The following is a 25,767-nucleotide window of genomic DNA, read 5'->3' as shown; positions in this document are numbered from 1 at the left end:
AATTTACCCTTAAAAATGCGGGGCATTACGCCCCACACAGATTAATTGAATGTAATATTTGTCGATTCACTAAACCCGTTATGTGTCGCTGTTAACGTAACGGTTTCAGCAACGTCATTTGTGAGTTTAATGACTGCATGACCGTTTGAACCTGTTGTTGGTTGAGCTGATGTAGTTAGTTTTGCATTTCCCGTGACAGAAAACGTCACTGTTTCACCACTCACTGGTTTCTGATTTAAATCCACAATCAGCGCATAAACTGTGACATAAACACCCGCCAGCGGATTAGGTGTATTCACCACAATTTCTTTTATATATGTACTTTGAAAAAATAACCGGGCCTCTTTGCTTGCTCCGTTTGCAATTGTCGCCGTAACATTGACATATTCGCCTGAAGTATCCGTCACGCTGATAACAACTTTACCGTTACTGTCAGTCACCGCACTGGCTGAAGACAGAACCGCGCTTCCCTCAGTTGAGAAATTCACAGCCTGGCCGCTTAAAGGCTGACCATTTTTATCAGTCAGCGTGACTGTCACAGTGTTTGCATCGATGCCGTTCGCCAGTGCTCCAGACGTTGAAGTCAGGGCCATAACAGCGCTGTCAAGGTCGACCACAAACGTGCTGGCTTTTGTCGCGCTGTTGCCATTTGCAAGCGTGGCAGTAACGTTGACGGTTTCAGCCTGCGTACTGGTCAGCGTCACCTGCGCCTGCCCTTTTGCGTCCGTTTTTACGGTAGTGGCGCTGAGTTTTGCACTGCCCGTCACGCTGAACGTGACGGCGGTATCCGCCAGGATATTACCCTGATCATCCTTAACGGTAGCCGTCGCCGTGTTGGCATCACTCCCGGACGCTTTAGCCCCGCTGGTAACTGTGAGTTCAGTCATGCTGCTGTTTGCAGCGGCCCCGTCTCCTGAGTCAGCAAAATGAACAGTACCGTCAGCCCTCAGGCTTCCCGTTTTTGCCGTCACCGCAGCATTGCCCGCCGTCAGAGAGGAAAGTCGCGCCACTGCCTTACCATTGCTGTCTGATTCACCTGATGCCCCGGTCAGCGTCACGCTTCCGGATACGCCCCAGGATACCTTTTGCCCCGATACCGGACGACCGCCAGAGTCGGTAAGCGTTGCCTCAACCACGTTCGTACTGCTGCCGTCAGCAGGGGCATTATCCTGTATCACGTTCAGGACAATCTGACTGACGACCACCGCCACAAAATGGCTGCTCTGGGTGGCTGAAACGCTGCCGCTTTGCGCGGTCACTGATACTGTCTGAACAGTAGCGCTGGTCAGCATAACCTTTGCCTGCCCGTTACTGTCTGTAACTGATGAAGACAACAGGCCAACGTTCTCGCCTGTTGCAGTCCAGCTTACCGGAGCATTTCTGACGGGCTGCCCGCTGCGGTTTGTAGCAGTAACACTGAGGACGTTCCGGGTAACTCCATCGGCAGGGCTGTTATCGGTAATAACAGACAGCGCAAGGTGTGCAACCCCCTGCTCAGGTGCCTTTCGGTACTGCATGACTATTTCATTGTTGCGATCTACCAGGTCATAGCGGTTACCCGCGAGGGTACGCATCGCCTGGACGTTTGCAGGATCGAGCTGCCAGCGCCAGTCATGGCCGAACTGCCAGCTAACCCCAAGCGAGAGCTGGGTGTCATGTTCCCCGCGCCCCTGTTTCTGCTCAACACCAAACGTGACAAGCGGCACTGGTGTATATTCAACGCCAGCCGTGACGGCATGTGGGTTACGTTGCAGATGGTCTTTATCAAATAACGCTACCTGAGCGCCGTAATACTGCTCCCATACCAGCTTTCCGCCCAGCTGCGGATAAACCGGTAACCAGGCCTGCGCCCGGATGTCGTATCCGTCAGCTGGCTTCTCCTGCCAGCTGCCGTCATAGTCGCGCGACGTGTGCCAGTTGGTTGTTCCGATGTACGTATTGGCCGACAGACGCAGATAATCCCGCCACGCCTCACCGCCGAAACCAACCCGGCGGTTGTGACCTGTAAAATCCTCGTCAAAAAAGACGTTGCCGCCGAACATCCAGCCGTTATGCCAGAATGTACGTACACCTGCGCCCAGGTTACCAGTCAGACGGTCAGAGGGTTTGCGTAAGCCCCCCTGCAAAAACAGTAATGACTCGCCATTGTCATAGAGAGGAACGAGCATATCAGCGCTGCTGCGGCTCCAGCTGCCGTGCCTGTCCGTATTCAGCTGGATCTTTGCCGTGCCGAACTGACTGAGCCAGCGCTGAATTTCACCTGATGCTGCACCAGTGGCAAGGGAACGCGCAGCATCAGACGCGCTGTCAGAAGCCAGCGCCTGTGCGCCCTGAGTCATTGCCGCAGAATAAGATAATGTGTTGTCTTCACGATCAGAGGAAAAAGGCGATTGCATTTGTGCGCCAATTGTCAGCAGGGGCAGACAGCCCTGAATTAAAATAAGCGGCCATGCAATCCATGATTTTAATCGCTTCATAGATAAGTCCTTTTCAGCTTCAGATAATGGTTGTTATATGAATGAGACGTGCAAGAAAAAGGTAGTCTCCTTAACCACCTTCGATTTATTCAATAAATTGATTTTAAAAAAATTAAGGGCTACCAGCCGCCCGCAAAACCCACACCAAGAGCATTATTGTGAGATGAATCCCAGGATACATTCACCCGGACGTTGGTATTAAGGGATGTTTTGTACTGGACGCCTGCTGCTGCCGCGTTGCCGTTCTGGTAATTACCAAGACCGATGCCATATGAAAAATTATCTTCAGCAACATAAGGAATTGACGCGATGGCTGTTACCCCCGCGATACCCGCGTTCAGCTTTCTCTCAACTTTTCCAATCTGTTTTTTTAAATCACTGAATCGGGCATTGTATTTATTATCAAGATTATAAATTGATGCATCTGTGTAGGCTGTTGACTGCTGATACTTCAAATCCGTGTAATTGTTCGCGTTAACTTCAGCCTGGTAACTTCTCTGGTCAGTATACTGGCGGTCATCAATGCTCATTTGTTTAACAGAGTTATCCGTGTACTGACGGTCGTCTGTGCTCATGTTATTAACGGAGTCGTCTGTATACTGACGGTTATCAATGCTTGTCTGGTTGATTGTTTCGTTTACCTCGCTGATTTTTGTGTCGGTGTAATTCTTAGCCTCGTTAATGACTGTAGTCATGCCATCATTAAGCTGGTTCAGGTTAACCGCATCAGTACCCGCTGTTCCTGCGGCAACATTTGTAAGCTGACGTTCGTTACCGCTGCTACCGAATGAGACTGAATTCGCACCAGTGGCGATTGAACCGCTGCCGATAGCTATTGCGCCGTTACTTGCAGATGCGCCGGTTCCGATAGCGATACTGTCCTCGTCCGTTACCGTGGTTCCCGTTCCCAACCCTATACCATTCGTTGCGCTGGTAGCCGTGCTGTTAGTACCAACGACCGTTGCCCCATCGCCAGAAACAGTATTGCCGTATCCGCTGCTTGTCACATTATCACCAGTCACCGTGGTGGCATCACCTGTCACGGTACTTTTATTTCCGGTAACGGATGAATGGCTACCCATTACCGTGTTGTCACTACCAGAAATAACAGAGCCATTTCCAAAGACATTTGCACTGCCAAAGGATGTACCTGTATCTACAGTATTCCCGTCACCATAAACATTACCGTAAGTATTGGCGATATTGTTATATTGCCCCATAACGACCACATCACTTTTATTCAACGTGTTTTTGTCGCCATATAACGTTGATGAATCGGAATCCACCAACGTATTGCTGTTACCGATAATGTCTTGCGGATAATCAGCATTTGCTGAGTTGCGGGGAGTGCCCGTCACGCTGTTTCCGTCTCCGGCAAAAATCGTAGTACCAGTAAAATCAGTATCCACGGTGTTTGTCGCCATTGCTGCATGAGAAAAGGTTACAGCCAGTGCAATAGCTGCTAGTTTAAATGTCGTCGTTTTCATTGGTTTTGTTTCCATCGTAGGTAATAAAAGTGAATGAGGCGACAGGCGGGCGTACTGGTAATACGCCCGCCACCTGCCGTTGTTTTAAGAGGGTTATTTCTTGTGTGAGTCAGCGTGTTTATTGACTGGCGTGAATTTATCAGCGGTAACGTCAAGTATCTTGATCATCCTGTTTAAGCCATTATGGATACTGGCATGTGCGGGGTTTCCCGCAAAATGGCCTGAGTGTCCTGTCCTGATTGCGTTTAAGTAATCTGATGGATCGGATGTTTCGTTAACTTCTTTCATGTTATTACTCTCTTTCACTGGAGCAGAAATGTCTTTCAGGTATCACGCCCGCCATCCAGCCGTTGTTTTTAGGGATTAGAGTCTTACGGTTCCGAACTTGCTGATGATTTGTGCAATCGTGGATGGATCGGCCTCTTTGCACTGAACCAACAGCGCTTTGCGGGCATCTGAGGTATGGCTGGGTAAAAAGCCGTTTTTGTTTTTCTTCACAATATTGAAGAAATCCCGTTCAGCAGACTTACAATCGCTGCCTCCGCCGGAACCCATTGCCTTACCTGCCATGCAGAGCACGACTTCGCACGGATCAGAAGCAAATGAGGGAGCGATAAAGCCAGCTGTGAGGCACAGAAAAGCTGTCGCAGTTACGATATTATTCATGAGCATTCCTTTTGAAATCAGTATGTGGGTCGTAAACATCAAAAGATTTAAGATCGGACAAGGCCGGGATCACAACACCTAATCCGGTGTGTTCACCGCTGCGAATCTCCTTGGTTAGAATGTGAACCGGCTTCATTCGGTAGCAGACCCGCAAAATAGAGCCAGCCGTTAAGCTCGGGTTTCCACTGTTTCCGACTTTATTCTGAGGTTTACACATAAACCCCCCAATCTTAGCATTGTCTTTTACTGTATCTTTAATATCTTTTGGCATAATCAATTACCCTCCAGGTTATTTGATTTTGCTGGCAGAATTCACCCCATCGTTTTGAACGAAAGTTGTCTTTAGCCCGTTTCTGTAGTTTTCTGTATGTTCCCATGCTAACGCCCTGCGGTTGTTCAACCCTGAAAAAAACAGATTATAAATCTGATTTTCCCAGCGTTATTTTTAACGGAGTATTTATTCGGACATGTCGCAAGTATCGTGCGTTTCCAGGTCTGGTTTATTCATTACGTCAGATAAGAAACTTTCATCTGAGTAAATGCTTGCCTGCTCCTGTATTTTAGTTCGCATGATTTCATCAAATAGAACAGGCATCCGAACCGGATTGTTTTTTGCAATATCAACCCTTTCTTTAAATGTGTCTTCCTCAAACCATATTATTTTGTTAGCAATGAATGGTCTTGTGTATTCACTGACCACAATCTCCCTGATTGCCATATTCTTTGTTTTGTTTTTTACATCACGTAAGGCAACTATTTCTTCTGGCAACAATACGGGACGCTCAACCACATCATGACTTCGTGAACTTGAGCGCCCCCCCTTCGCGCCGCTACTTGAATCTGATTTTTTTGTGACCTTCATATCCATCACACCAATTTCCTCAGAGATTTTCTTTGCCAGTTCGTTTTTAACTTTGGGAGGGTAGTAAAGCACTACCGCAGAGTTTTCAACGAATGTTTCCCAGCCATGCACACCGTACATATCATCTTTTTTACCCTGCCCTTCGTTCTGGAGAATGACAACAAATCTGATGTTGAAGCCAGCATTAAAACCAACGCCCTTTTCTATGATCTCTGATTTTCCCATTGACGTGAATTCATCAAGTAATACCATGCACTGATACTTAAGTTCAGGGTTTTGCTCTGGTAGCTCTTTTGTATTTTCGTTGACGAACATTGAAAAGAACAGATTAACCAGCCTTGAGTGAGTAATCAGTGCATCAGGCGTAAGGCCAAGGTATATAGACATTGGTTTTTTTCGTACCTGGCGAATATCAAAGTCACTGTGATCTGTCGCCGCTGCCGTGATGGGGTTACGGAAGATACTAAGCGGAGAAGAAAAGTTAGTGATGATGCTGCCCTGTGTTTTTTCCGGTGCTGACATAAACTCACGGAATAAACTTTTTGTTTCATCGCTCAGGTAATCCCGCTGTTCTATCTCTGTACCCATCCATGCTGAAAGTTTTTTTCCACTTTCAGGTACTGACAGCTTCATAATCGCTGACATTGATACCAGCACATCAGGAACGCCAGTCAAGCCTTGTTTCTTCTGTACCAGGTGGTAACGCTCTTTATCCAGCAGATACAAGGCAAGACCACAGAAAAGCTTACGTGCTGAATCAGACCAGATAGGATCGTCGCTGGCAGGAATGAGCATTGCGGCAATTTTCTCTAAGTCGCCTGTACGCTGGATATCAGAACGACCTACACAATCCAGTGGATTCCAGCGATGTGACTTGATGTATCCCTTCCGGGCTTCTTCCTGGTTGTCTGCATACCCTGCCGGGGCAAACAGGAAGCACTCCTGGCCTAAAACCTGCGTTCGGTAGCCAGCTGACAAAAACCAGTTCTCAAGCTTGATATCAAGCACGACCATCGAGTGAGGATAGTTGACACAGTTAGGTATTACGATGCCAACGCCCTTACCTGAGCGTGTCGGCGCATACAAAATCAGAAATTGCTGCCCGTGGAAGTAAATATATTTTTGCTTGTAGCGCCCTTTAAACTGTTTTCCAATCAAAATGGGGGGGTATGTGAATATCTTTGATTCCATCCTCTCTCTCTCTGTAGGAAAAAAAGTGGACTTTGCCAAATCTAAATCTGTTGCTAACCGGGCATTACCATAAATGACCTTTTTGGGTATCAGACCGGCAATAATAAATCCGGCAAACACAACTGAAAGGATAAATGGAATGCTAAATCCTGCCCATGCGGCAGCAATCAGCCTGATATACTCTTTCTTTCCGGAGAAATTATGTATAACGTCTCTGAATGTCCCTATACGTAAAGAATCAAGCCCGACACCAGAGTATTGCAGCGCAGCAACGCCGCCCAGGTAGTTCGCCGCGATGGTTAGTGCAGTCAGCAGGAATATGGCAAATATTAGCCACCCAAAAAACTTAGTCATTTCATTATTCACCTTATGTCATTTATATAGAATCAGCACTGACTTAATAGCCTGTTTTTTTCTTCTGGCTCATAATAGATTTCGGTAAGGTAGGTATCATTAAAAAACATAATCACATCAATGGATGTTTTTATGGTTTTCATAATCAGTTCCATATCGATAGTCATGCCGACAGAAGACTGTTTTATCAGGCTTGCAAGACGTGAAAAACTGACCCAGGCATTATTGGCGTGGATAGTTGATACAGAACCCTCATGCCCGGTGTTGAGCGCTTCCAGATAGCTCCAGGCTTCATCACCACGCAGTTCTGCCAGGAAGATATGATCGGGTTTAAGGCGCATACACGCCTCAATAATTGCTTTGGCCGCAACAGTGCCCTTTTTATAGAACAACGGTACATTATTGGGCTGGGTTAGTTCCATTTCGGGTACGTCCTCAATTGAAACATAGCGCCGTTCAGGAGGGAATATATCTGTGATGGCTTTTGCTATCGTGGTTTTTCCTGACCCCGTACCTCCCACCATAAGTATGTTGAGGCGATCATTGACCGCCTCCCGGATAAACGTGGCTATCTTCTCTCCTTTCCCCCTTGATAGTTCGTAAAGATATTTTTGCCTGTCACTCAGCTCAACCCTTTGCGGTTGTGCGATGTTGACCCGGTCAAAACGCCCTGACTTTACATAATCATCCAGTGTGAAACGTTTTAATGAGGGCTTCCGGATGGAAATAATTACGCGCCCCGACTTTGTGGCCGGGGGCAGGATGATTTGACCACGCTCACCATCAGGCAGAACAACTGAATTAATCGGGCTTCGTTCACCGGGTTCTTCCTGTATGCCGCTAAAGTTACAGAGCAACTTCGCCAGATGATAAAGGTTTTCATAGCTGGCTTGTTCTGTATTTTTATATTCCCATCCTTTTGCTCCCTCGAACCAGATACGCCCCGGCTCATTAATTGCTATTTCAGTGATATCCATATCAAGAATGTCCTGAATGCCCGTAATTTTAAGAAACTGTCTTGCTGAACCTGATTTGTCGTTTGCCAATGCTAATTAACCTCATAGACAGAAGAAAAATCAATATTGCGTGGAACAATTATGGACAGGACAGAACCCTGATTAATATATGCTGTGGGAGGGATATTAATACTGTTTTCGAGCGTGGTTTTGGCAAGCTCTTTTGCGGCATCTGACGAATTATCATAAGTAATGTTTCCGCTATTACCGCTACTCTGTTGTGTCATATTTTTCAGTGAGTCCATTGTGTCACCGATAAGAGACAGCATTAATGCACCACCAAAGCGTTCTGCAAAGTGCGAGTCAACCCATGCCGGAAGCCCCGATGCGCCGAGACTGTCAGTGCCTAATGCTCCGATACGTACACTGACGTTTTCATCTTTCAGGGTCGTCCAGTTAACGAATACTCTTGCGTTCCCCTGTACCATTGCCTGTTTTTGTTCGCCAATCAGTGTTGCCCCCTGCCTTGCGAGTAGTGTCTTACCGTCGTCTGAAAACACATCTTTCGTTAACTGGCAGAGCGTAACGCCGGGATAAGAGGTCACTATTTTTGTTTTCAGGACGCAGGACATCGATGTTCCGGCAGACAACAGGTATCTGCGGTTAAGAACCGGTGATACAGAGCCATTTGCATAGGTGCTTCCCTGTAGCGCGTCACTGTTATCTTTGGGGGTGCCAGCATCCTGTTTGTTATCGATACTGACCATCGTTTCCCCTGTCAACTGGCGTTCAGCTTTGGTGGGTGGTCTGTCTTTATCATCAGCGGTTCCATTTTGTGGCGATGTGGCCGAACCTGCCGCAATGGTCTGCATATCGTTATCTGGCGGTGCGTTGGTTGCCGTCGCCGGTGCCGGTGTCTGACTCCCCTTTGCTTTTTCTGCCGCTGCTTTCCTGTTCTCCTCGTCAATTTTTTGTTGAGCCTTAATTCTGTCCATTATCCCCGTCAGCCCACTTCCCGACTTTTCGGGAAGCAGCGCTTCGTTTGTTTTTTCCATCCCTTTCTGTACAGGTTGTTTTTTCGGCCAGAGAGCCAGTGCAAGCAGAGCCGCGATGATTAATCCGGTGCCGACAGCGATAAACGAAAGTAGTTTTGCTGAGGTCGCTTTACCTTTTACCTCAATAATACCCCTGTTCCCGGCATCAATTGGGGCATCGGCTTTTTTATTGCTCATAATTAAATTTCTCCTTACGTACCTGTCCGGTGGTTGTGGCGTTGGCATTCCAGCCCTTATTCACGATTGAGGTGGTGTGAACATCCACAACCTGATCGCCAAGCCGTAAACGCAGGTTTTCCGATACCTCGTGGTACACCATTGTGTTTTTATCAGGGTGGTTATCCACCAGATGTTCCTTTCCGTCTGCATCTACACGATAAAGCACAGGCATTTCCTGGCGTCCTGTCCATCGCATACAGGTAAAGGTTCCATCATCCCAAACCTGATAAGGAAAAATAGTTTTGTCACCTTTTAGCTGGTAATGACCGTTAATTATCCCACCATCCATACAGGGGTAATGTTTTGTCGCATTAAACACAGCATGAGACGGTTTGGGATAATCAAAACGCAACAAATACGTTGGGTTCTGAATTACGGAAACGAGATAAAGAGGGTAAGTCCTTTTATCGGTTACGATGGTGACGTTAGTGTCGGGTGTATCATCCACGACAGGGCGGAAGAACACGCTGTGGTCACGTACTGAAACTTTCCAGGCTTCCGGATCGCCAAGTCCGATATCTTTTATAGTTTCGTCACTACCGACCTGGACGACAGATACTGAGCCTTTTTTGATGCGAATGTTAACCACATCATCCTGGTTATAGGTGACGGTTTGTATGCGTGAGTCATAGCGGGAACCGGAACCAAAGGTTGCGGCGTGAGTTACGCCGCCGCAGAGAGTGATCAATACAGCTCCGGCCAGAACAGCTTTATTCATCATTTCGCCGCCTCCGGGTCAACACGATAACTCAGCACCTGAAAACGCAATGGGTTTATATTTTTTTCTTCTTCGGTTTTTATGTCCTTATTGAAATCGAATGCAATCGTTGCAATCCAGTTAGTTTCCTTATATCCCGCTGCTGGTTTTCCGGAAGAGTCCAGAATCATTTTAGTAAATCTGACCTGCGCCACATCGGGTTTAAGAAAGGTGGGGTTGTTAACCTTAACTTTCATTTTGAAGTTGTCACGCAATATATGTAGCGGTGAGTTATCAGCGCGGACGGCTGTATCATACTCTGAGAACGTTTTATTATCAGACATGATTTCAACGATGTTGCTCATTTCCTGAATTGTCTGCCACTCATACGACTCATAGTTAATGACATACTGCCAGAGCAGGTGTGATGTTTCAGCCTCACTATATGATTCTTTTGCATCACTTAAGGGTTTAACAACATCGGTATATCCAGTCAGGTTATCGACTCTGACAAGAAAAGGAACGGCTGTTTTTAATGGTGCAAGGCAAATCAGCGCTGCCGCCAGTAAAATGATAACGAAAAACTCACCAATTGAAAGCCTGATAAATATTTTCGCTTTTGCTTTAACCGTATCTATCTCGTTTTGTTCAAAACTACGGATGGCGCTTAAGTAACGTTCCTTATCCTTTTTTGTATCGATGGGTTTTTGTGCTGCCAGTTCTTTTGTTTTTTTGAAGTATTCTTCATTAGACATATCAGTAAGTCCCCGCCTTTACAGCCTGTTGCGTAGTGTTGAGTTCGTACCAGCCGCCTTTTGCCTTTGCGGGTTCCGGTGCGTGTGAACATGCCGAAAGAAACAGAACTCCGGCTAATAATGTTATGGCTTTAATCATCGTTGTTGACCCTTTTAATAAATTCAGGAATCCAGATGTCGGGATTTTTAATGCTCATTTCGTCTTTCATTCTGTCAAACAGAGCCAGCCCTTTTGACGTACCGGAAATGACGGGTAAGAATTCATCGAATCCGTATAAATCCATTTTGACAAAGCAACTCGAACCGGATTGTTTAACCAGCATGGTGCGTGAATCTTTTCGCAATGCCTTAAGTTTGCGAAATTCCTTTTCTGTCAGACCAACCTTTTTGTATCCATCCCACTCCGCATCCGGATTGGGCAAAAATACCTTCGTTGTGGTTTGCTGAACCAGAGCAGCAAATATTTTGCAGTTAATGGCATCTTCCGGAGACTGACTGGTGAGCCACATCATTTCCCCACGCATACGGCCTGCTTTCAGTGAGGAAAGGATCAGCTCCTGCGTCAGTGGGAAGTTTGCCGGCATCCAGAATTCCTCAATAATTGAGAGCATCAGTTCGCCGTCTCGCTGCATCAAATCTTTAAAGAAAAACAGAATGGCAAGCGTGGGCTGGCAGGCCGGGTGAATCATGTCATTCACTTTCTTCAATATCACCGTGGTATCAAAACCAACCTTGCGGTTCGTTTTGTCCAGTGGATCAAAGGTATTATTGGGAGAGTCCACCGCCCATGCATAGTCTCCATCATCACACCATTTTGATACCCGTTCATACAGGTCAGAAGCCGGAGTGATATATTCAAGCAATTTTCCGGTTCGTCGTGTTTCGCGTGGCAGCTTCATTATCATGCCGACTGCCCTGCTTAACTCTTTTGCCTCCTTATCTGTTGGTGGGTTCCCCTGATTATCGTATGCGAGCGTTTTTACCCATTCCCGGAGAAAGGCGATTAGCTGTTGTCCGATGACTGGATCATCTGCATCAGCAAGCTGCCAGGGGTTAAGCCCGGTATATTCCCCGGCTTTCAGGGCGAAATAGCTTCCACCGTAGCCGCGAACGAACAGCTCAGTGCTTCGGTTGAAATCAACCACAAACATGCAGGGATTAAATCGCTGGAGAAAACCGGCAGACGTTCCTTCAAACGTTGTTTTCCCCGTTTCGGAAGCCCCCAGCAGCAGCAAATGTCCGGCCATGGGTTTCCCTGTGACGTTTTTCAGGGGGTCAGAGTAATGGGTGTTGTAATAGTAGAGTCCATCAGCCACTGTCTTCAGGGGCATAATGGCCGTTCCGTCTCCAATGGGATTTCCGTTCTTTTTCCCCGTTGAATAGTTGTGCATCGAGAACGTGCAAGCCAGATTGGCAACGGTGCGTTGTGTATGCAGCGGACGCTTCCTGGATAATGGCAGGTGGCTGAAGAAGACTTCTGGCGTTGCCCCCCCGGTTGCACGGATAAAACGGAAACCTTTACCTGTTGTGATGAACTCGCCGGATACCTTCACGCCGTTACGTCTTGCATCCTCCGGGGTATCGCCAAACACGGTCATAACGCAGTGATAGGAACCAAATAGCCCTTCACCACTTGTCACAACCTCTTTTCCAAGCTCAAGTTCCTCTATCTGTGTCAGTGCTGCGTCATTTGTGGAGTTGAGCTTATTAAGTTGTGCATCAATCGCTTTGATAGTCCGGCCTGGCGACTGAAAGATAAAGGATTGTGTAACGATGAACTCATACGGCAGCTTTAACAAAAAATCCCACTGGCCGGGAACGGTCAGTATTGGAAAATCTTTCACGACATAGTTTGTAGCGAAAATTTTGTTATCTGCTTCATTGTTCCGCAATTCCAGAACATCGTTACCAAATATCCATTCTGAATCCGATATGGATTCTGATAACGGATTCCCTGATAACGGTATTTTATTGTGTCTTTTATTCAGCAGCAGAGAAAAGTAGTCGGCAGGTTCGCTGATGTAATCACCTTCAACCCCTAAGGTTGTTGCATTAAACGGTTTAAGTAACTTTTCAGCCTGAACGAGAATGTCTTCAAGTCGTTCAATTCCGGCATTAACATTTGAATATGGCAGACCAAATGTAAGGTAGTAGGAGCATTTGAAGAATCTCTCTCCTACAAAAGTAGCGAGATATTTTTTTGTGAATCTTCTCAGGAAGTCGTTATTAAAATGGTATTCGTCATCAAGCAGCACTCTTTCTTTTATAAGGTGCGACCATAACGATATATCCCCCTCTTTTCCTACTGCTACAAGGTAGGTTTTCAGGTCATTAAATGCATTTTCAATTATGCTGTCCGATTCGCTTTCGAAAGCCATGCCATCAATAAATAATGTTCCCAGCATCTTTTTATCAGAAGTGTTAATGACAGAATCAGATACATGGAAACGATAATCAGGATATGCTTCAGCAACTTGAGTGTTGCTGTTCTTTTTATTCATAGCTACATTCACCTTTTAAAGAACTTGAGTGTTTTTTTGCCCTTAATCCCTTAGAGTACCCGTCGCCTTTCTATTACAGCCCATGCCCCAATGTCCTCGTAATGGAGGATGGCACGATCACCACATTGAGCCTGTAACTTTACGTATGCCTCTTTGTTAACTGGTTCGTAAAGGAATAGGAGTGTATCCAGTTCTTCTTCCCACGAACTGGAGCGGATATGCAACAACAAAGGCTATGCACCAGACCAGTATGAACCAGGCCACAATTGCAACCCCAAAATTCATTTGGGTTGTTGAAGATACGGAGTGCCTGATTGCAAAGATCGCAAGAGAATAAATAACTAACCATCCAGTGGCTTCCAGTGCAGCAAGCATCGCTCGTGGGGAAGGTAACCTCCGTTCGGCGGCATCTACTGAAAAGGCTATTTTGTTTAGTGCTTTAAGTTTTTTCTTTAAATCTTTACTCTCTGGTTTGAGGGGTATGACGTTCATAACGTGCGTTCCATATTTTGTATTCATGATCGAATCGATGAAAAGCGAATAACACCATTTTTATGTTTTAGCTTTAACAGAAATCCCCGAATCTTAAACGCAATGAGCGTTATGGCGTTTGGGTCAATTTCACAGACAACCCGAATTGCAAACAAAAAAAGAAATATTATTGACGGGATAATTACACCTTTCAGGCCGAGGTAAAAAATTCCTGGTATACCGAAAGCCACGATAGAAACCAACCCACAGAAAAAAATAATCAGAGGTACCCCCCACAGCATGGCCGGGCGGTTAAGGCCGTTATAAGTGATATATGCGCTGGATTCATCCGGTAGATTTTCCATACTGCCTCCTTAATAAATGGAGGGGCGAACCCCTCCGTATGATTTACTGGAAAATTGCCTGTGCCCATTGGGTTGCGACAAGTGCAGCACCGGCAATGGCTGCACCACCAAGAGAGATAAGCGCCTCTCCCCATCCTTTTGTACCCACCTTGATCATGATTAATACATAGATAAAATGGATGGAGGACGCTGTACATACGATACCAAATAACCACGTCAGGAATGTCTGCAAGGCAGTAGAGCCAGCGGATAATCCACCACCGGCAAAAGCGTTAGCGGAAAATAAAACAGCCATAACACCAACGATAAAAATATTTTTATAGGGGTTCATTTCTTTCATCATTTATTAAAGTCTCCGAAAACATCCCATGACTCAGTAGTAAGGGAATTAGGTTTTGTTTCAGCCGCGTGTGTGCTGGATGGTCTTAATGCGGGAACGTCATAAGCTTTTTTTTCGACGCGCTCAACATAACTTGTGTTGTTAAAGTTTTTTTCTTTTTTAAATCCGGTTTTTGTATTGCCAGAATAATAAAGAGATAAAGATTGTCTCAGGTTCTTCTGTTCGTCACTCTCCTTTTGTTTATGGTAGTTTTCTGACAGGATTTTCGCTCCTGTTTTAATGTTTATGCATGGATCAAAGACAGAACGATTGTCAATGTGATACGCGCTGAAATTGGCACTGTTGATTTGCATTAACCCTGCGCTGTAGTTCTTACCCTCTTTTGCCAGTTTATCGACATACATAATGGCTGAATCTTTATCGCTAAAGAATCGGCTGGTTTTACCCGTCACATTAGCAACGGCGTAAGGGTTTCCACCTGATTCAGTTTGAATAAGAGGGTTGAGTGTGTCAGGTGAAACGGAGGGGGCGCACTGGAGAAACAGCAAGGCTAATGCACTGGCTGATAAAACCATTGCATTTTTCCGATTGACGGGGTTAAAAGTTTAAAAGAGCGTTAGCTTTAGCGACGCTCTTTTTTGCAGATTATGTAAGCTTGTTCTTACTGAGTAGTTTTAATGCCTGAACATTTCAGACATAATTTGCTTCCTTTTTTCTTTATATAAGGCTGCGTTTGCATTCTTGCAGTTGTCATCAGTGATTTCCCCATTTTTGCATTTTTCGGAAACCTTTTTTGCTTCGTCCATGTGGGAAGAATAGTATGATGTGTCATATACTTTATCATTACAGCCAGATAGACCAATCAGCATAATGCATAAAAACATTTTCTTCATCTAAATTACCTTTAGTGTTTGAACATTTCGCGCATAATATCATGCCTGCGTTTCTCATATGAGGCTTTTTCTGTGGCTTCCATTTGCCTTTCAGCAATATCGTACTGTTTTATCTGCATGTCCATCGTCATTTGCTCTGCACTTAGCTGATTCGCTACATCCGTCTTTTTCTGTGGAGTGGTCGCCTCAGAAAATGACTTTTGCAGGGAAGTCAGTCTGTCGGCGCGCTGGCGTATCTGTGTATTGAAGCTGTCGTAAAACTTAATCTTCTGGAGTATGCCATCGTAACGCGCCTGTGCTGTGCTGTCGGTACTGGTCAGGCCGTATTCGTTACGCAGTCCGCTCAGGTCAGTTTTGGAGCTGCTGGTGACGTCAGAGAGAGAATCTTTAAGGTAGCTGGATGCCGTATCAAACCCTCCCCTGAAATCGGTGAAACCTTCCAGCCTGGCTTTCTGGTCTTTGGCATATTGAACCTCCTGTTCGTACTGCTGTTTTATCTGGTCATACTGTCGTTTCAGTTGCTCAAGATTCGAGGCGGCTTCTTTTGCGCGGGTTAGCCCTTCCTGTACGGTTTTGGCAATAGATGCCGCATCCGTCACCGGAATAATGGCATAAACCGGACTGGCGCAGAACGTCGCCAGTATGAGTCCTGATACAATTATTTTTTTCACATTAACCTCCTTTGATTTTCTGTCCTCTGGACGCCATTTGCTGAATGCGAGATGCCATATTTCGTCCTGCTTGCCTTGCCGGATTACCCATTTTGCTACCAAAGCCTCCCATGAATGCCCGGAGTCCAGAAGCTTTTGCTGCCACACCAAGCGCTTTCCCGCCGATTCCGCTGGCCGCTGCCGTTAAACCGTTAATGCCAACTCCACCTGTTAGGGATGAACAAAGCGTACCAATTTGCTCAATAAGGAAAACAGAAATGGCGGTAATGAGTAATAGTGTTATGACTGCGAAGAGTGAAGAATTTGATGCATCTGAAATCGCATTTTCTTTTATTAGATCAATTACAAAAGAAAATGATATTGTGTAAAATACATTTAGCAATATATAGTTCAAACAACTACCACACCATGAGGTAAACATCGCTCTCGTTGTGGGAAACACGGAGAAGCATATGAAAAGAATGCCAACTGATAACAATATCCCAACCATGAAGGTTGATACCGTAAGGAATATTGTTGAGTAGTAAATTAAGATAATCCCACTACCGTAACCCACAAGATAAATTAAGTATGCTCCGATATATCCTCCGAGATCATCCCATGACAACTGGTCTGTTCTTAAAGTAATGAATGAATCCATAGTGGAACTTAAGGACTGCCATAGATTATCAACACTATTAGCTGTGTCACTATTGCCAGTTAATGCATTTGATATATCTTGCCCTGAATGCATAACAAATGGAATGACATACTGGCTGTAATAAGGTGCGGAATAGGTAAACACTGATACAGCAGAAAGTTGTACGATAGTTACAATAATCTCCTTCATTATTAAGTCGCTGTTTGGTGAAAATGATATCTGAAATATCTTGATGGCGACGTAGACCCCTATTGCGACAATAAAAACGGGTGATATAGCTTGCGCTATTTTTGCTGCATTACTTGCCACCCCTGATTCAACCAATGTCGTAATATGTGTTACAAATGTTGAGACTATATTCATTGTTAGCTCCTGGTGTTTTGGGATTTCTTAACTAACACCAATTCACCAGAAACAGAATACTGAGGGTAAATACACATAATAAAATCGCCGTCGTTACCGTTTTGCCTGGCCTCTCCGACACGAGTCAGTACTCTTGTATTGCTGTCTCCGCCTATTTCATAAATGAGGTGAGTGTTATTATCACGTGGATTAATTCCATTATCGGGTGTTGTGATAACTTGCTTTGGTTTGTGTTTTCTCATGACGTATTCTGTCAGGGATTTTATGTCAGTTTTTTCGGTATACATTTCATTTCCATCGGTCTGGTAGTTTTTTATCAATTGCCTTAAGGCGTTTTCGGCGTTCATTAATCATCAGGGATGCATCGGTATCTCTTAAACCCAATGCATGAATTGTGATTGTCGTTATCTCCGCGCGAATACATTGCCTTTCTTCTCGAAGTTCCCGGACAAAATCAGGTTCTTCCCTCATTGTCCAGTTAGCTTTGATGGCGGAACCAACACGATCCACGCGCTTTCTGGAAAGACGCGAAACGGTAGCCAGCCTTTTCTTACATTGTTTTTCACGAACCTTACGCATGGTCATTGCTAACTCTCCATTCATGATTAAGCCGACTGTGCGCGGACGCGCAGCTGCAAAGGGGATTGCATGAGGGGCAGTCGGCTTAACGATAAAAGGGGATGAATATTAGAAGTTGAGTTTGTTACCTGTTTACAGGCGCGGTACGTCGCTCTCACGTTGCCTGTTTGAGGTCAGGCCCCTTATGCCAGTGTCCGGGTTCCTCCTTATGTATGAGCCTCCGGCAATGACCGCTTCTGTTTTCTTAAAGAGCAAAACACCCTAGTGTTGGTGTGGATGAATCATATACTCGTTAGTCCACAAATTCAATAATCCATTTATTGTGGATCAGTGGGGGCGCTTCGCCTTGTAGCCTTGCAGGAAGGAAATACTTGTGGAACAGATTAAAAATGGTGCCTAAGAGACTGAAAGAAGCTCGTGAAAGCAGTGGTCTAACACAAGCAGAGTTGTCATCTATTGTTGGTGTTGAAGGAAAAAATCCCAGTTCCTTAATTTCTAGTTATGAGGTGGGGCGTTCTCAGCCACCGTACAATCTGGTGGTAAGGATTGCGAAGGCCCTAAGATATCCAGTGCCTTATTTTTATACAGAAGAAGATGATGTGGCTTTCTTAATAGTAAAGCTCTATCAAAATCGAAATGATCCTGATAAAAATTCAGATTTCGATGCAGTACGTAAACTTGATTCTGTTAAAGCAGAGCTTGAACTCGCCATAAAGGTGATTAAAGATATCAGTGAGCTGTCTGGTCGCTTTACCAAGACGCATAGATGAAAGAAAAATGAAATGTTACCCTTATTGGGCGCGGTACGTCTTTCATACGCAGCCAAATGTATAATCCCCCTTACGCATGGCCTTTGCGATTACCGCTAATGTGTTTTTAAAGAGCGTGTGTGGGGGAAATTCAATTTATTCACTTATCCCACATTAAATCTATGTCATAGCTAATGCCCCGCGTTATCCCCATAAAGGGAAACACAAAATATCTTCCAGCATATGAGTAAAGATAAACAACATGATTATTGTGGTTATCTTCCTTTGAGTCCAATCCATAAAACTGTTCAATCTACTGTTATCGATCGTTGACGTCGATCGATACTGCCAGTACATCGTTCCTTCAGGTAGCGACTGGCGGCCTGCCTGAGCGCCGCATCGATATGGAAATCGCAATCGCTCCTTGCTGTACTCAATAGGGGGTAGTTTAAAGGTTTGGTTTACTTTGTCATGGGGACAGACTGTACCGGTACAAATTGTACTATTTCATTCTATCGGTTAAGAGAGTAAAATTACCGATCCTCTTCAAAAAGCATGTTATATCCTACAGACACAAATCTGGGGGGAACATACAGGTGCCAGCCGGACTTCAACCCCTTTTCCAGTAACATGTTTCTGGACGAGGTTCTTGTCAGAATGAAAATTCGGGAAATTATATTCCTGATGGTATTTTCAGAAAGCCCTAGTTTTTCAGCTATTTGCTTCCTGTCCGAGCCTCTGAAAAGCAGAAATAAAACATCCCACTCCCGGTCTGTGAAAGCTTCAGGAGGGGTAAAAGTAGCCTCTCCATAGAATGGTTTTTCAAGGAAGTACTCTATTGAGATGTGTTCAAAGGGTTTCAGGTGTACAACAGTGCCCGTTACCGCCCCGTCCTTATCCAAAAATGGATATTTTTCAAAGATAAACGAGCGGTATTCATTACCAACGAGTAGTGTACCTATAGCTTCAAGGCGCTGGCCTGTCTGTATCACCTTCTGATCGTGAGCGATCAAACTCTCACTAAATGAAGCGAACGCGGTCACGGCTTCATAGCTCAGGTTCCCGATATCCTGTTTTATCTCAAGATAATCAATATATGCCTGATTCACATAGATAAAGCGACTGTGTATATCTTTCACCCCCCAGGGTTCCAGACTTTGTTCAAAAAAGTGCAGAACCTGGCGAGATATTTTTGTGGTGTTCGAAGTGTTAACTGCGGAATGGGGCATCAAATTTCACTCTCAGGTGGTCGTTCTCGATTGTTATTTTTTAATTCTAACTGCTTAAGACATGATCTGGATCAATATAATCTGCTTTCAATGTACAGCTATCACTTTCACCAGACTCTTAAACTGCATTAGTATGTCTGGTGACACCATTGGTATTCTGTGAGGGTGAAATGACAGATAATCGCCAGACCACAACGTTACGCCTTGAGCCGGAGATAAAAGAGCGGCTAAAAACACTGGCTGATGACCGGCGCAGTTCTTCACATGCGTTGATGATTGAAGCCATAGACGAATATGTTGTCAGGGAAGAGAAACGCAGCCGGTATCGAAAGGATGCGGAGGCTTCATGGCGGGAATATGAAGAAACCGGGCAGCATATAACAGCTGATGAAACGGTAAAATGGCTGGAGTCCTGGGGTTCCGGGCATGATCAGGATCCCCCCGTATGCCACAAGTGATTATTTCAGTGCTGGCCCGTCGGGATTTGCAGCGTCTGCAGGGCTTTTTGAAAAAGAAAAATGCACTGGCGGCAAAGAAAGCGGCTGAAACCCTTATCCGGGGCATTCGCCAGTTGGAAACGTCACCTGATATCGGGCGTCCGGTGGAGCACCTTCCGCTGGAATACCAGGAACTGGTGGCCGAATTTGGAAGCAGCGGATATGTGATGCTCTATCGTTTCGATGACCTGACGGACAGCGTTGTTATCCTGACAATCCGACACCAGAAAGAGGCTGGTTATCAAAGGCTTTAAGCGGGATTGTATCAGTCTCACTATTCCGCATGTTCAGGAAAAATAAGACTAATTGACTGATATAACTGAATAAATTTAACGGTGTTTTTCGGGATCTTTTCGGGATCGTTTGATCCCCTTTCCGCTGCGTGATAGATTAGCGAAGTTTTGTGAATTCGTGCGGGTGGGACGTTCCCGGTAATAGCGTCCAGGGATGGGGGAAAGGCCAGTGCCTGACTCCTGAATGCAAAAACCCCCTGAAATCTGCTCAACTTTGACGGGTAGATTCAGATATTCAGGGGGCCAAAAGCAGGCTCGGTGCCTGCAAAGGATTATAGCAAATGCGTAACCTTACACAACCCCCCTATACCGTCATAAGTGTAGGCGGTGGTGACTGAACAGGCTCTCTTCTCCATTCCATCCGATGGAGTTGTACGATCATCAAAAATTCACCGGCATCACATACCGCTGTTCGCCGGGAAACTTCCCAATACGGTAGCCGCAAAGCGTTTCTCTGCTGCTCTTGATCGGCACGACTGGAACCGAAACCCCCTTATCTATGCACTCCGCCGTAAACGTAACCAGCGCATTTCTGTACGTTCAGAACGAAGGGAAACTTATGATGCCCTGGGAACGGCCCTGATGGCTAACTGCGATTACAACCCGGACAGTGACCATCTTTTTGAGGTCATGTGCAGCACTGAACAACTGGCACAGCAGACCGGCCAGCTGCATGTGGATGCTGCCACCGGCCGGAAAACCTGCGACCCGGTATATAAGGCTCTGAAGGATTGGGAAGACGCAGGAATTATCGTTGTACTAAAAGGCCTGGACCCGGACAGCCGTCAGCAAAAAGCAATGCGCATCTGGATAAAGCCTGAGTTTTTCGCGGGGCTGGGATTTAGCGTTGCAGAACTGCGTGAAATCGTCAACAAGTTCCGGCGCTGGCTGGAGCGTAAAGGACTCAGGGAAACCTACAGAGACCGCTATTCCGAACATCTCAAGCGCCTGGCCCGTAGTAACGTTGCTGATATTACGGACAAGCATTCGCTGAAAAATCTGTTGAAGAAGATTAAGCGCCATGTGCTGGGCGAAGATGCCCAGCAGCAGGACGAGAAGAAGCGCATTGTTTCTGACCTCGAACAGCACCTTATTAAAACAGAAGAGGCATTGAGTGCTGCGCCAGCTAAAGAAGAAAGGCGTTACTGGAAACTTTATGCAGCCTGGAAAGCGCAGCAGCCAACGGCCACCTCTTACGCTCTGGAAAACACAGCAAGGCAGAACCGGCCAGAACTGAGCGTTGCAAATGGAGAGGCGTACTGGCGATATCTGGTTGAATTGATACCTCCTGTCGGTTCCTGATAAGTCCGGGTTCCCTGCACATAAAAACCAACCCTAACCGCCGCTGGCGGTCTTTCTGCTGCCTGCGCGTCAGAAATCCCCCTTATTTTTACTTTATTCATCCCCTTCAGCCCCTGCGTTATCTCCCTCTTTCTGACACCAACCGGTGATTTGTATACTCTGCAATCAATTAAATTCGCATCGCTGCATATATATACGGTTAAATTCGGTAATGCTGGTCATTTGTAGGTTAAATTCGTTGTTTATTTCTAAACTAACAGACCTTTATAAATAAAGGTGATAGGCGCGCCCCCCAGCCTGTCGGCCTGGGTGCTTAATCTGAAATATGAACGCCCTTGCAGCGGCCACTGGCCGCGCCGGTTCGCAACGGTCGCAAGCGACCTAGAGGTAGCACCCGGCAAGCCGGGCAGTAGACATCAAGGATATTCCGCATTCGTGACATATATCTATCGCTGAACATTTCTTTCGTCTCCGACCATCCAGCCACTACATCGCTTTTAGCCCGCATTCGGCTTACGCCTCATTAAACACGTCTGGCAGGAAGGGGGTTGGCGCAAAGGATCTATCAAAGATCGCACCGGCTACGCCGGGTATCAGCGACGTTTAGCCACCGCATGACATTTAACTGAATTTGTCGCTTCCCATGCCCTGCGGGCATATTCCAGATCAAGGTTTTCTTATGAATTGATGCATAAAATCAGTCCACTTTTAACGGAATATTGAAGGTGATCAAATGTCAGAAGTTGAAATTCAGAAAGCAGGTAGTTACATTTCGCTCAGAAAGTCGGTTGGGATTTATGTTTCTTTGCTGGTTTTGATGATAATACTCCTTGTTCTCAGTTCCAGACTGAGCTGGTTTCCGGGAATAATCCCCTTTATCGCCTATTTTGCATGTGGTTTTATCCTGAACAGGATTGTTTTAAGACGACTGATTGAGTGGCATCCCCTCTACAACACTCTTGCAAATGTATCCGGCGCTAAAATCAGTTCGTTTTTAATGTGGCCGTTAGCGTACTTTATTCTTTTTTTTAGACTGACCATCAATAAAATACTTTAAACTGTTATAATTAGCAGAATTAACTAAAGATGGTTATTAGTTACCGGAGAAGAGGTATTTATGTATAAATATATATTTACACCCTGTTATTTTGTGATGACTCTTTTTGCTTTATTTAACCTTTTTCATGATAAAACAGCAATTACAGGTGTTGTTCTGTGTTCATTAATTACTTTTCTATCTTATAAATCAGGAAAAAATGAGAGGTACACAATTTTATCCTGAACGAAAAACCGGTGATCTCCGTCAGGCTGAAAATCGCCTGGCATGTGTTAGTAGTACTAAACCATGGCTACAGGTAAGCCTGTGCAAAAAACAGGCTTACCGTACAATAATTTTCTAGATCCAAACTGACCCCAATACACGCACGTAAGCGGCCCTTACGGCCCGCTAACGCGGAGATACGCCCCGACTGCGGCTTCGCCTTGTCGTGACCACTCCGACAGCGTATAGAAGCCACTGAATCGCTTTTGGCTGATTTTTGCTTTGCAGGGGTGGGAATGTAACGGCTTAAGCCGTAACGCTTTTTTCGTCCTCGCTTCGCTGCGGGAGTCTCCGGCACTCCGTGCCTCCCATGCCCTTCGGGCATAAAAAAAGAAGCGTTAATTATAAATTTATTCTTGATAAAACACGTTATAACGTGTAATATTATTCACATGGAAAGCGCGGTGCTTTCCCTTAAGGCCGAACGGCCAGGAGTTAGTAATGAATATTCAGGAAGCATTAAATGTTTTTGGTTTGTCTGGTGAATTAACCAAAGAGGAAATAAAGAAAGCCTACAAAAAAGCCTCACTTAAACATCATCCTGACCGTAACAAAGATAATCCGATTGCTGCGGAAATTATGAAAGCAGTTAATGCGGCATTTGATTTTTTGATGGGTAATTTCGAAAAAGTTAATCAATACCAGTCAACTGATGATAATGCACGTTATAACTATGGCGAAGAGCTGGAGCGAGTCTTAACAGAATTAAACAATCTCCCTGATATTATTTTTGAGGTTATTGGTAATTGGGTCTGGATCTCTGGCGAAACCAGGACGCATAAAGAAGCATTAAAAGCATTAGGGTGTAAATGGGCGTCACAAAAAAAACAGTGGTTTTATCGCCCGGAAGAACATAAATGCATCCGCAACCGTAAAGAGCATTCAATGGATGAAATCCGTGAAATGTATGGCACTAACGGCCAGCGTAAAGCTGATGGGCGCAAATCTGTAGAGCGCCGCGCCTGATGCCATGGGGGGGCATAAGCCCTCCCCTTTAAAGTTGCAGGGGGATAATATGGAAAAAACCTTTTTTGCCCGTTATGAAGCCGTTTTTAACCGGGTTTGTTCGTTCCTGGGCGAGGGCTGGAAGATCGACAGACGTACCGAAGATACATACTGGATAAACCTGGTAAACCCGGCCTTACGTCATTACTCCATTGGCGCACGTTTTGAGAAAGGCCGAATTCATTTGATCGGCGGTGTCCGGTCTGGGCGTAGTTCTGGCGGTTACTCCGCCTGTACGGTGTCCCCAATGCGTGAACCGTGGGGAATTGCTCAGGATATCCGCCGTAAAATTTTGCCTGATGCTGAAAAGCAAATCGCGTATTTCGAAGCTGACCGCGCCGGAGCGCAAAAAATTAAGGATGATCGGCGGATTCTTATTAACCTGGTCGGGCAGCTGGTCGAAGTGCAAAACTATAGTAGTTACTATGATGTGCTGTGTCATATCAAAACCCCCGGAGGTATTAGTGGGGATGTGTGCGAGATGTACGGCGAAGCATACCGGCTTAAGCTGGACAATCTCAGCAAAGACCAGCTAATCAAGGTCATTGGATTTTTATCAACGCTGGAGCGCTGACAGCAGGCCGTGGGGGGATGCCCCCACGGCTTACTGTTTGGGTGCTCTGCTTCAGGAACGTGAGAATATGAAAGATCTGTTTTTTGCGAGGCGTCGGGGCGAAACGTCCCGGATTACTCAGACGCTGGCGGTGCAGAGTGACGGTATCATGTACCGGCTTCAGTACCTGGTGCTGGACAGGACGAACCCGACAAAAGCAGAACGGGCGTCCGGGGCGAAAGAGGAACGTATCGAGGTACTTAATCAGGAATTTTTCCTTAACGTTGGCGACTTTATCCGGGTAAGCGACTTTCCGTTACCAAAACTGACGCGCGAATTTATTCGTTTTCTAAAGGAGTCTCAGGAACATGGATCTGAAAGCTGATTACAGAGGCGAACTGGCGCAGCGCGCGCGGGCGTTTCTGAACTACACACAAAAAGAAATGGCTGCTTTGTTCGGGCTATCCCTTCGCTCCTGGCAGGATAAAGAACAGAATACGAATCGCGTATCAGTCAGCGAAACATATATGCTTTTACTGCTACTGAAAGAGCATCCTGATTATCAATTGTTGCCACGCATCGATGATGTGAAGACCCCTGCCAGGGAGGCAGCAAAAATCGCCGTTGAGCTGGCACAATGCCTGACTGAGCGTGTACCACTCCCGTCGAAAGTGGTTGAGCTTGAAAATGCTCTGGATGCGGCAATCCTGGCATTTCGGGAGGATTTTGTCGCTGATATGGATAACGGGCAGGGTGACTTGTCTCCGGTGGCCGTGTTGTCTGAAGAGCTGGAAAAGGCCAGAAATCGAATAGCTTCTCTGGAATCTGATAACAGCAAACTGCGGGCTGAACTGGCTGAAAAGTCCTGCTAATCAGGCTCCCTTCGGCTCTCCGCCCACAGGCCGAATCGTCTGCCCACTTCGCTAACCCGTCTACGGTTTCTATCGCCAGTGTCAGATAGCAAAGACCAATCTGTAAGTTCACAGAATCGCGCCTGTAGGTTCAAGGGGCCGCAAGCGCCCCTTTCCCCAACACCCGGACAAATCACGCCCTGTGCGCCGCTGAAGCGCCACACAGCCCGCTCAGCCGGGCGGGCCCGACGCGCATTAACGCCGGTGCTGCCGGAACGACCAAAAACCGGCCTGGCAGAGAGGGGATTTATTACGGCTGAAGCCGTAACGCTTTTATCGTCCTCGCTGCGCTGCGGGGGTTTCCGGCGCAGTGCGCCTCCCATGCCCTGCGGGCATGAAAAAAGAGGTATAAATGATGAATATCA

General features: G+C 46.0%; 29 protein-coding genes. 9 read left to right on the top strand and 20 right to left on the bottom strand.

The window, feature by feature from the left end; genetic code table 11:
• Window positions 1–41 precede the first annotated feature (41 nt).
• The 19 genes from GSQ70_RS12200 to GSQ70_RS12110 all read right to left on the bottom strand — a co-directional run bounded on the left by GSQ70_RS12200 (window position 42) and on the right by GSQ70_RS12110 (window position 17,548).
• A complete protein-coding gene (locus GSQ70_RS12200) occupies window positions 42–2,477 on the bottom strand; it encodes an inverse autotransporter beta domain-containing protein (RefSeq protein WP_158782796.1) in 2,436 nt (811 codons plus the stop codon).
• A 119-nt stretch (window positions 2,478–2,596) separates the two neighbouring features.
• Window positions 2,597–3,964 (bottom strand): YadA-like family protein, encoded by a 1,368-nt coding sequence (locus GSQ70_RS12195; protein WP_158782795.1) that lies wholly within the window; start codon window positions 3,962–3,964, stop codon window positions 2,597–2,599.
• A gap of 363 nt (window positions 3,965–4,327) precedes the next feature.
• Window positions 4,328–4,630 carry a kikA from plasmid origin gene (locus GSQ70_RS12190; RefSeq protein ID WP_158782794.1) on the bottom strand — a complete coding sequence of 101 codons (303 nt, stop codon included), beginning with the start codon at window positions 4,628–4,630 and terminating at the stop codon, window positions 4,328–4,330.
• Complete coding sequence (locus GSQ70_RS12185) at window positions 4,623–4,901, bottom strand: hypothetical protein (protein ID WP_158782793.1); 279 nt, start codon at window positions 4,899–4,901, stop codon at window positions 4,623–4,625. The genes GSQ70_RS12190 and GSQ70_RS12185 overlap by 8 nt, the downstream gene beginning before the upstream one ends.
• A 186-nt stretch (window positions 4,902–5,087) precedes the next feature.
• Window positions 5,088–7,037: a type IV secretory system conjugative DNA transfer family protein gene (locus tag GSQ70_RS12180; RefSeq protein WP_158782792.1), complete on the bottom strand. Its 1,950-nt coding sequence runs from the start codon at window positions 7,035–7,037 to the stop codon at window positions 5,088–5,090.
• Window positions 7,038–7,069: 32 nt separating this feature from the next.
• Window positions 7,070–8,083: a P-type DNA transfer ATPase VirB11 gene (virB11, locus tag GSQ70_RS12175; protein WP_255455411.1), complete on the bottom strand. Its 1,014-nt coding sequence runs from the start codon at window positions 8,081–8,083 to the stop codon at window positions 7,070–7,072.
• A gap of 2 nt (window positions 8,084–8,085) precedes the next feature.
• A complete protein-coding gene (locus GSQ70_RS12170) occupies window positions 8,086–9,225 on the bottom strand; it encodes a TrbI/VirB10 family protein (RefSeq protein ID WP_158782791.1) in 1,140 nt (379 codons plus the stop codon).
• Complete coding sequence (locus GSQ70_RS12165; protein WP_158782790.1) at window positions 9,215–9,988, bottom strand: TrbG/VirB9 family P-type conjugative transfer protein; 774 nt, start codon at window positions 9,986–9,988, stop codon at window positions 9,215–9,217. The genes GSQ70_RS12170 and GSQ70_RS12165 overlap by 11 nt, the downstream gene beginning before the upstream one ends.
• Window positions 9,985–10,719 (bottom strand): virB8 family protein, encoded by a 735-nt coding sequence (locus GSQ70_RS12160; protein WP_158782789.1) that lies wholly within the window; start codon window positions 10,717–10,719, stop codon window positions 9,985–9,987. The genes GSQ70_RS12165 and GSQ70_RS12160 overlap by 4 nt, the downstream gene beginning before the upstream one ends.
• Before the next feature lie 131 nt (window positions 10,720–10,850).
• Complete coding sequence (locus tag GSQ70_RS12155; RefSeq protein ID WP_158782788.1) at window positions 10,851–13,220, bottom strand: conjugal transfer protein; 2,370 nt, start codon at window positions 13,218–13,220, stop codon at window positions 10,851–10,853.
• A gap of 156 nt (window positions 13,221–13,376) precedes the next feature.
• Window positions 13,377–13,712 (bottom strand): hypothetical protein, encoded by a 336-nt coding sequence (locus tag GSQ70_RS12150; protein ID WP_158782787.1) that lies wholly within the window; start codon window positions 13,710–13,712, stop codon window positions 13,377–13,379.
• A gap of 23 nt (window positions 13,713–13,735) precedes the next feature.
• Window positions 13,736–14,056 (bottom strand): VirB3 family type IV secretion system protein, encoded by a 321-nt coding sequence (locus tag GSQ70_RS12145; protein ID WP_158782786.1) that lies wholly within the window; start codon window positions 14,054–14,056, stop codon window positions 13,736–13,738.
• A gap of 43 nt (window positions 14,057–14,099) precedes the next feature.
• The gene (locus GSQ70_RS12140; protein WP_158782785.1) at window positions 14,100–14,399 is read right to left on the bottom strand and encodes a hypothetical protein; all 300 of its coding nucleotides are present in this window, start codon (window positions 14,397–14,399) and stop codon (window positions 14,100–14,102) included.
• Window positions 14,396–14,971: a lytic transglycosylase domain-containing protein gene (locus tag GSQ70_RS12135; RefSeq protein ID WP_158782784.1), complete on the bottom strand. Its 576-nt coding sequence runs from the start codon at window positions 14,969–14,971 to the stop codon at window positions 14,396–14,398. Before GSQ70_RS12135 ends, GSQ70_RS12140 begins: the two co-directional genes overlap by 4 nt.
• 99 nt (window positions 14,972–15,070) lie before the next feature.
• Window positions 15,071–15,289 (bottom strand): EexN family lipoprotein, encoded by a 219-nt coding sequence (locus tag GSQ70_RS12130; protein ID WP_158782783.1) that lies wholly within the window; start codon window positions 15,287–15,289, stop codon window positions 15,071–15,073.
• An 11-nt stretch (window positions 15,290–15,300) separates the two neighbouring features.
• The gene (locus tag GSQ70_RS12125) at window positions 15,301–15,951 is read right to left on the bottom strand and encodes a type IV secretion system protein (RefSeq protein ID WP_370521111.1); all 651 of its coding nucleotides are present in this window, start codon (window positions 15,949–15,951) and stop codon (window positions 15,301–15,303) included.
• A 10-nt stretch (window positions 15,952–15,961) separates the two neighbouring features.
• On the bottom strand, window positions 15,962–16,963 hold the full coding sequence (locus GSQ70_RS12120; protein ID WP_158782781.1) for a type IV secretion system protein: 1,002 nt from the start codon (window positions 16,961–16,963) through the stop codon (window positions 15,962–15,964).
• A gap of 2 nt (window positions 16,964–16,965) precedes the next feature.
• Window positions 16,966–17,250, bottom strand: coding sequence for a hypothetical protein (locus GSQ70_RS12115; protein WP_158782780.1), 285 nt, complete (start codon window positions 17,248–17,250; stop codon window positions 16,966–16,968).
• Between the two features lies 1 nt (window position 17,251).
• The gene (locus GSQ70_RS12110; RefSeq protein WP_158782779.1) at window positions 17,252–17,548 is read right to left on the bottom strand and encodes a hypothetical protein; all 297 of its coding nucleotides are present in this window, start codon (window positions 17,546–17,548) and stop codon (window positions 17,252–17,254) included.
• A gap of 365 nt (window positions 17,549–17,913) precedes the next feature.
• On the opposite strand from GSQ70_RS12110, the gene GSQ70_RS12105 reads away from it, so the two are divergent.
• Window positions 17,914–18,312, top strand: a complete 399-nt coding sequence (locus tag GSQ70_RS12105; RefSeq protein ID WP_158782778.1) for a helix-turn-helix domain-containing protein — start codon at window positions 17,914–17,916, stop codon at window positions 18,310–18,312.
• Window positions 18,313–18,824: 512 nt separating this feature from the next.
• Here the strand turns inward: GSQ70_RS12105 and GSQ70_RS12100 are convergent.
• Window positions 18,825–19,520 (bottom strand): PAS and helix-turn-helix domain-containing protein, encoded by a 696-nt coding sequence (locus GSQ70_RS12100; RefSeq protein ID WP_255455410.1) that lies wholly within the window; start codon window positions 19,518–19,520, stop codon window positions 18,825–18,827.
• 170 nt (window positions 19,521–19,690) lie between these two features.
• Between GSQ70_RS12100 and GSQ70_RS12095 the strand changes: the two genes are divergently transcribed.
• The 8 genes from GSQ70_RS12095 to GSQ70_RS12060 all read left to right on the top strand — a co-directional run bounded on the left by GSQ70_RS12095 (window position 19,691) and on the right by GSQ70_RS12060 (window position 25,363).
• A complete protein-coding gene (locus tag GSQ70_RS12095) occupies window positions 19,691–19,978 on the top strand; it encodes a CopG family ribbon-helix-helix protein (protein ID WP_158782776.1) in 288 nt (95 codons plus the stop codon).
• Window positions 19,966–20,271 carry a type II toxin-antitoxin system RelE/ParE family toxin gene (locus GSQ70_RS12090; RefSeq protein ID WP_158782775.1) on the top strand — a complete coding sequence of 102 codons (306 nt, stop codon included), beginning with the start codon at window positions 19,966–19,968 and terminating at the stop codon, window positions 20,269–20,271. Before GSQ70_RS12095 ends, GSQ70_RS12090 begins: the two co-directional genes overlap by 13 nt.
• A gap of 366 nt (window positions 20,272–20,637) precedes the next feature.
• On the top strand, window positions 20,638–21,612 hold the full coding sequence (locus tag GSQ70_RS12085; protein ID WP_158782774.1) for a hypothetical protein: 975 nt from the start codon (window positions 20,638–20,640) through the stop codon (window positions 21,610–21,612).
• Between the two features lie 733 nt (window positions 21,613–22,345).
• The gene (locus GSQ70_RS12080; RefSeq protein ID WP_158782773.1) at window positions 22,346–22,669 is read left to right on the top strand and encodes a hypothetical protein; all 324 of its coding nucleotides are present in this window, start codon (window positions 22,346–22,348) and stop codon (window positions 22,667–22,669) included.
• Between the two features lie 705 nt (window positions 22,670–23,374).
• Window positions 23,375–23,899, top strand: coding sequence for a J domain-containing protein (locus tag GSQ70_RS12075; RefSeq protein ID WP_158782772.1), 525 nt, complete (start codon window positions 23,375–23,377; stop codon window positions 23,897–23,899).
• A 49-nt stretch (window positions 23,900–23,948) separates the two neighbouring features.
• Complete coding sequence (locus GSQ70_RS12070) at window positions 23,949–24,512, top strand: hypothetical protein (protein WP_158782771.1); 564 nt, start codon at window positions 23,949–23,951, stop codon at window positions 24,510–24,512.
• Between the two features lie 67 nt (window positions 24,513–24,579).
• Window positions 24,580–24,876, top strand: coding sequence for a hypothetical protein (locus GSQ70_RS12065; protein ID WP_158782770.1), 297 nt, complete (start codon window positions 24,580–24,582; stop codon window positions 24,874–24,876).
• Window positions 24,860–25,363, top strand: coding sequence for a hypothetical protein (locus tag GSQ70_RS12060; RefSeq protein ID WP_158782769.1), 504 nt, complete (start codon window positions 24,860–24,862; stop codon window positions 25,361–25,363). Before GSQ70_RS12065 ends, GSQ70_RS12060 begins: the two co-directional genes overlap by 17 nt.
• Window positions 25,364–25,767: the final 404 nt, after the last annotated feature.

This window comes from Pantoea sp. BAV 3049, assembly GCF_009765445.1.
In the GTDB taxonomy this organism is placed as follows: domain Bacteria; phylum Pseudomonadota; class Gammaproteobacteria; order Enterobacterales; family Enterobacteriaceae; genus Erwinia.
This window is presented reverse-complemented; position numbering and strand designations above follow the sequence as displayed.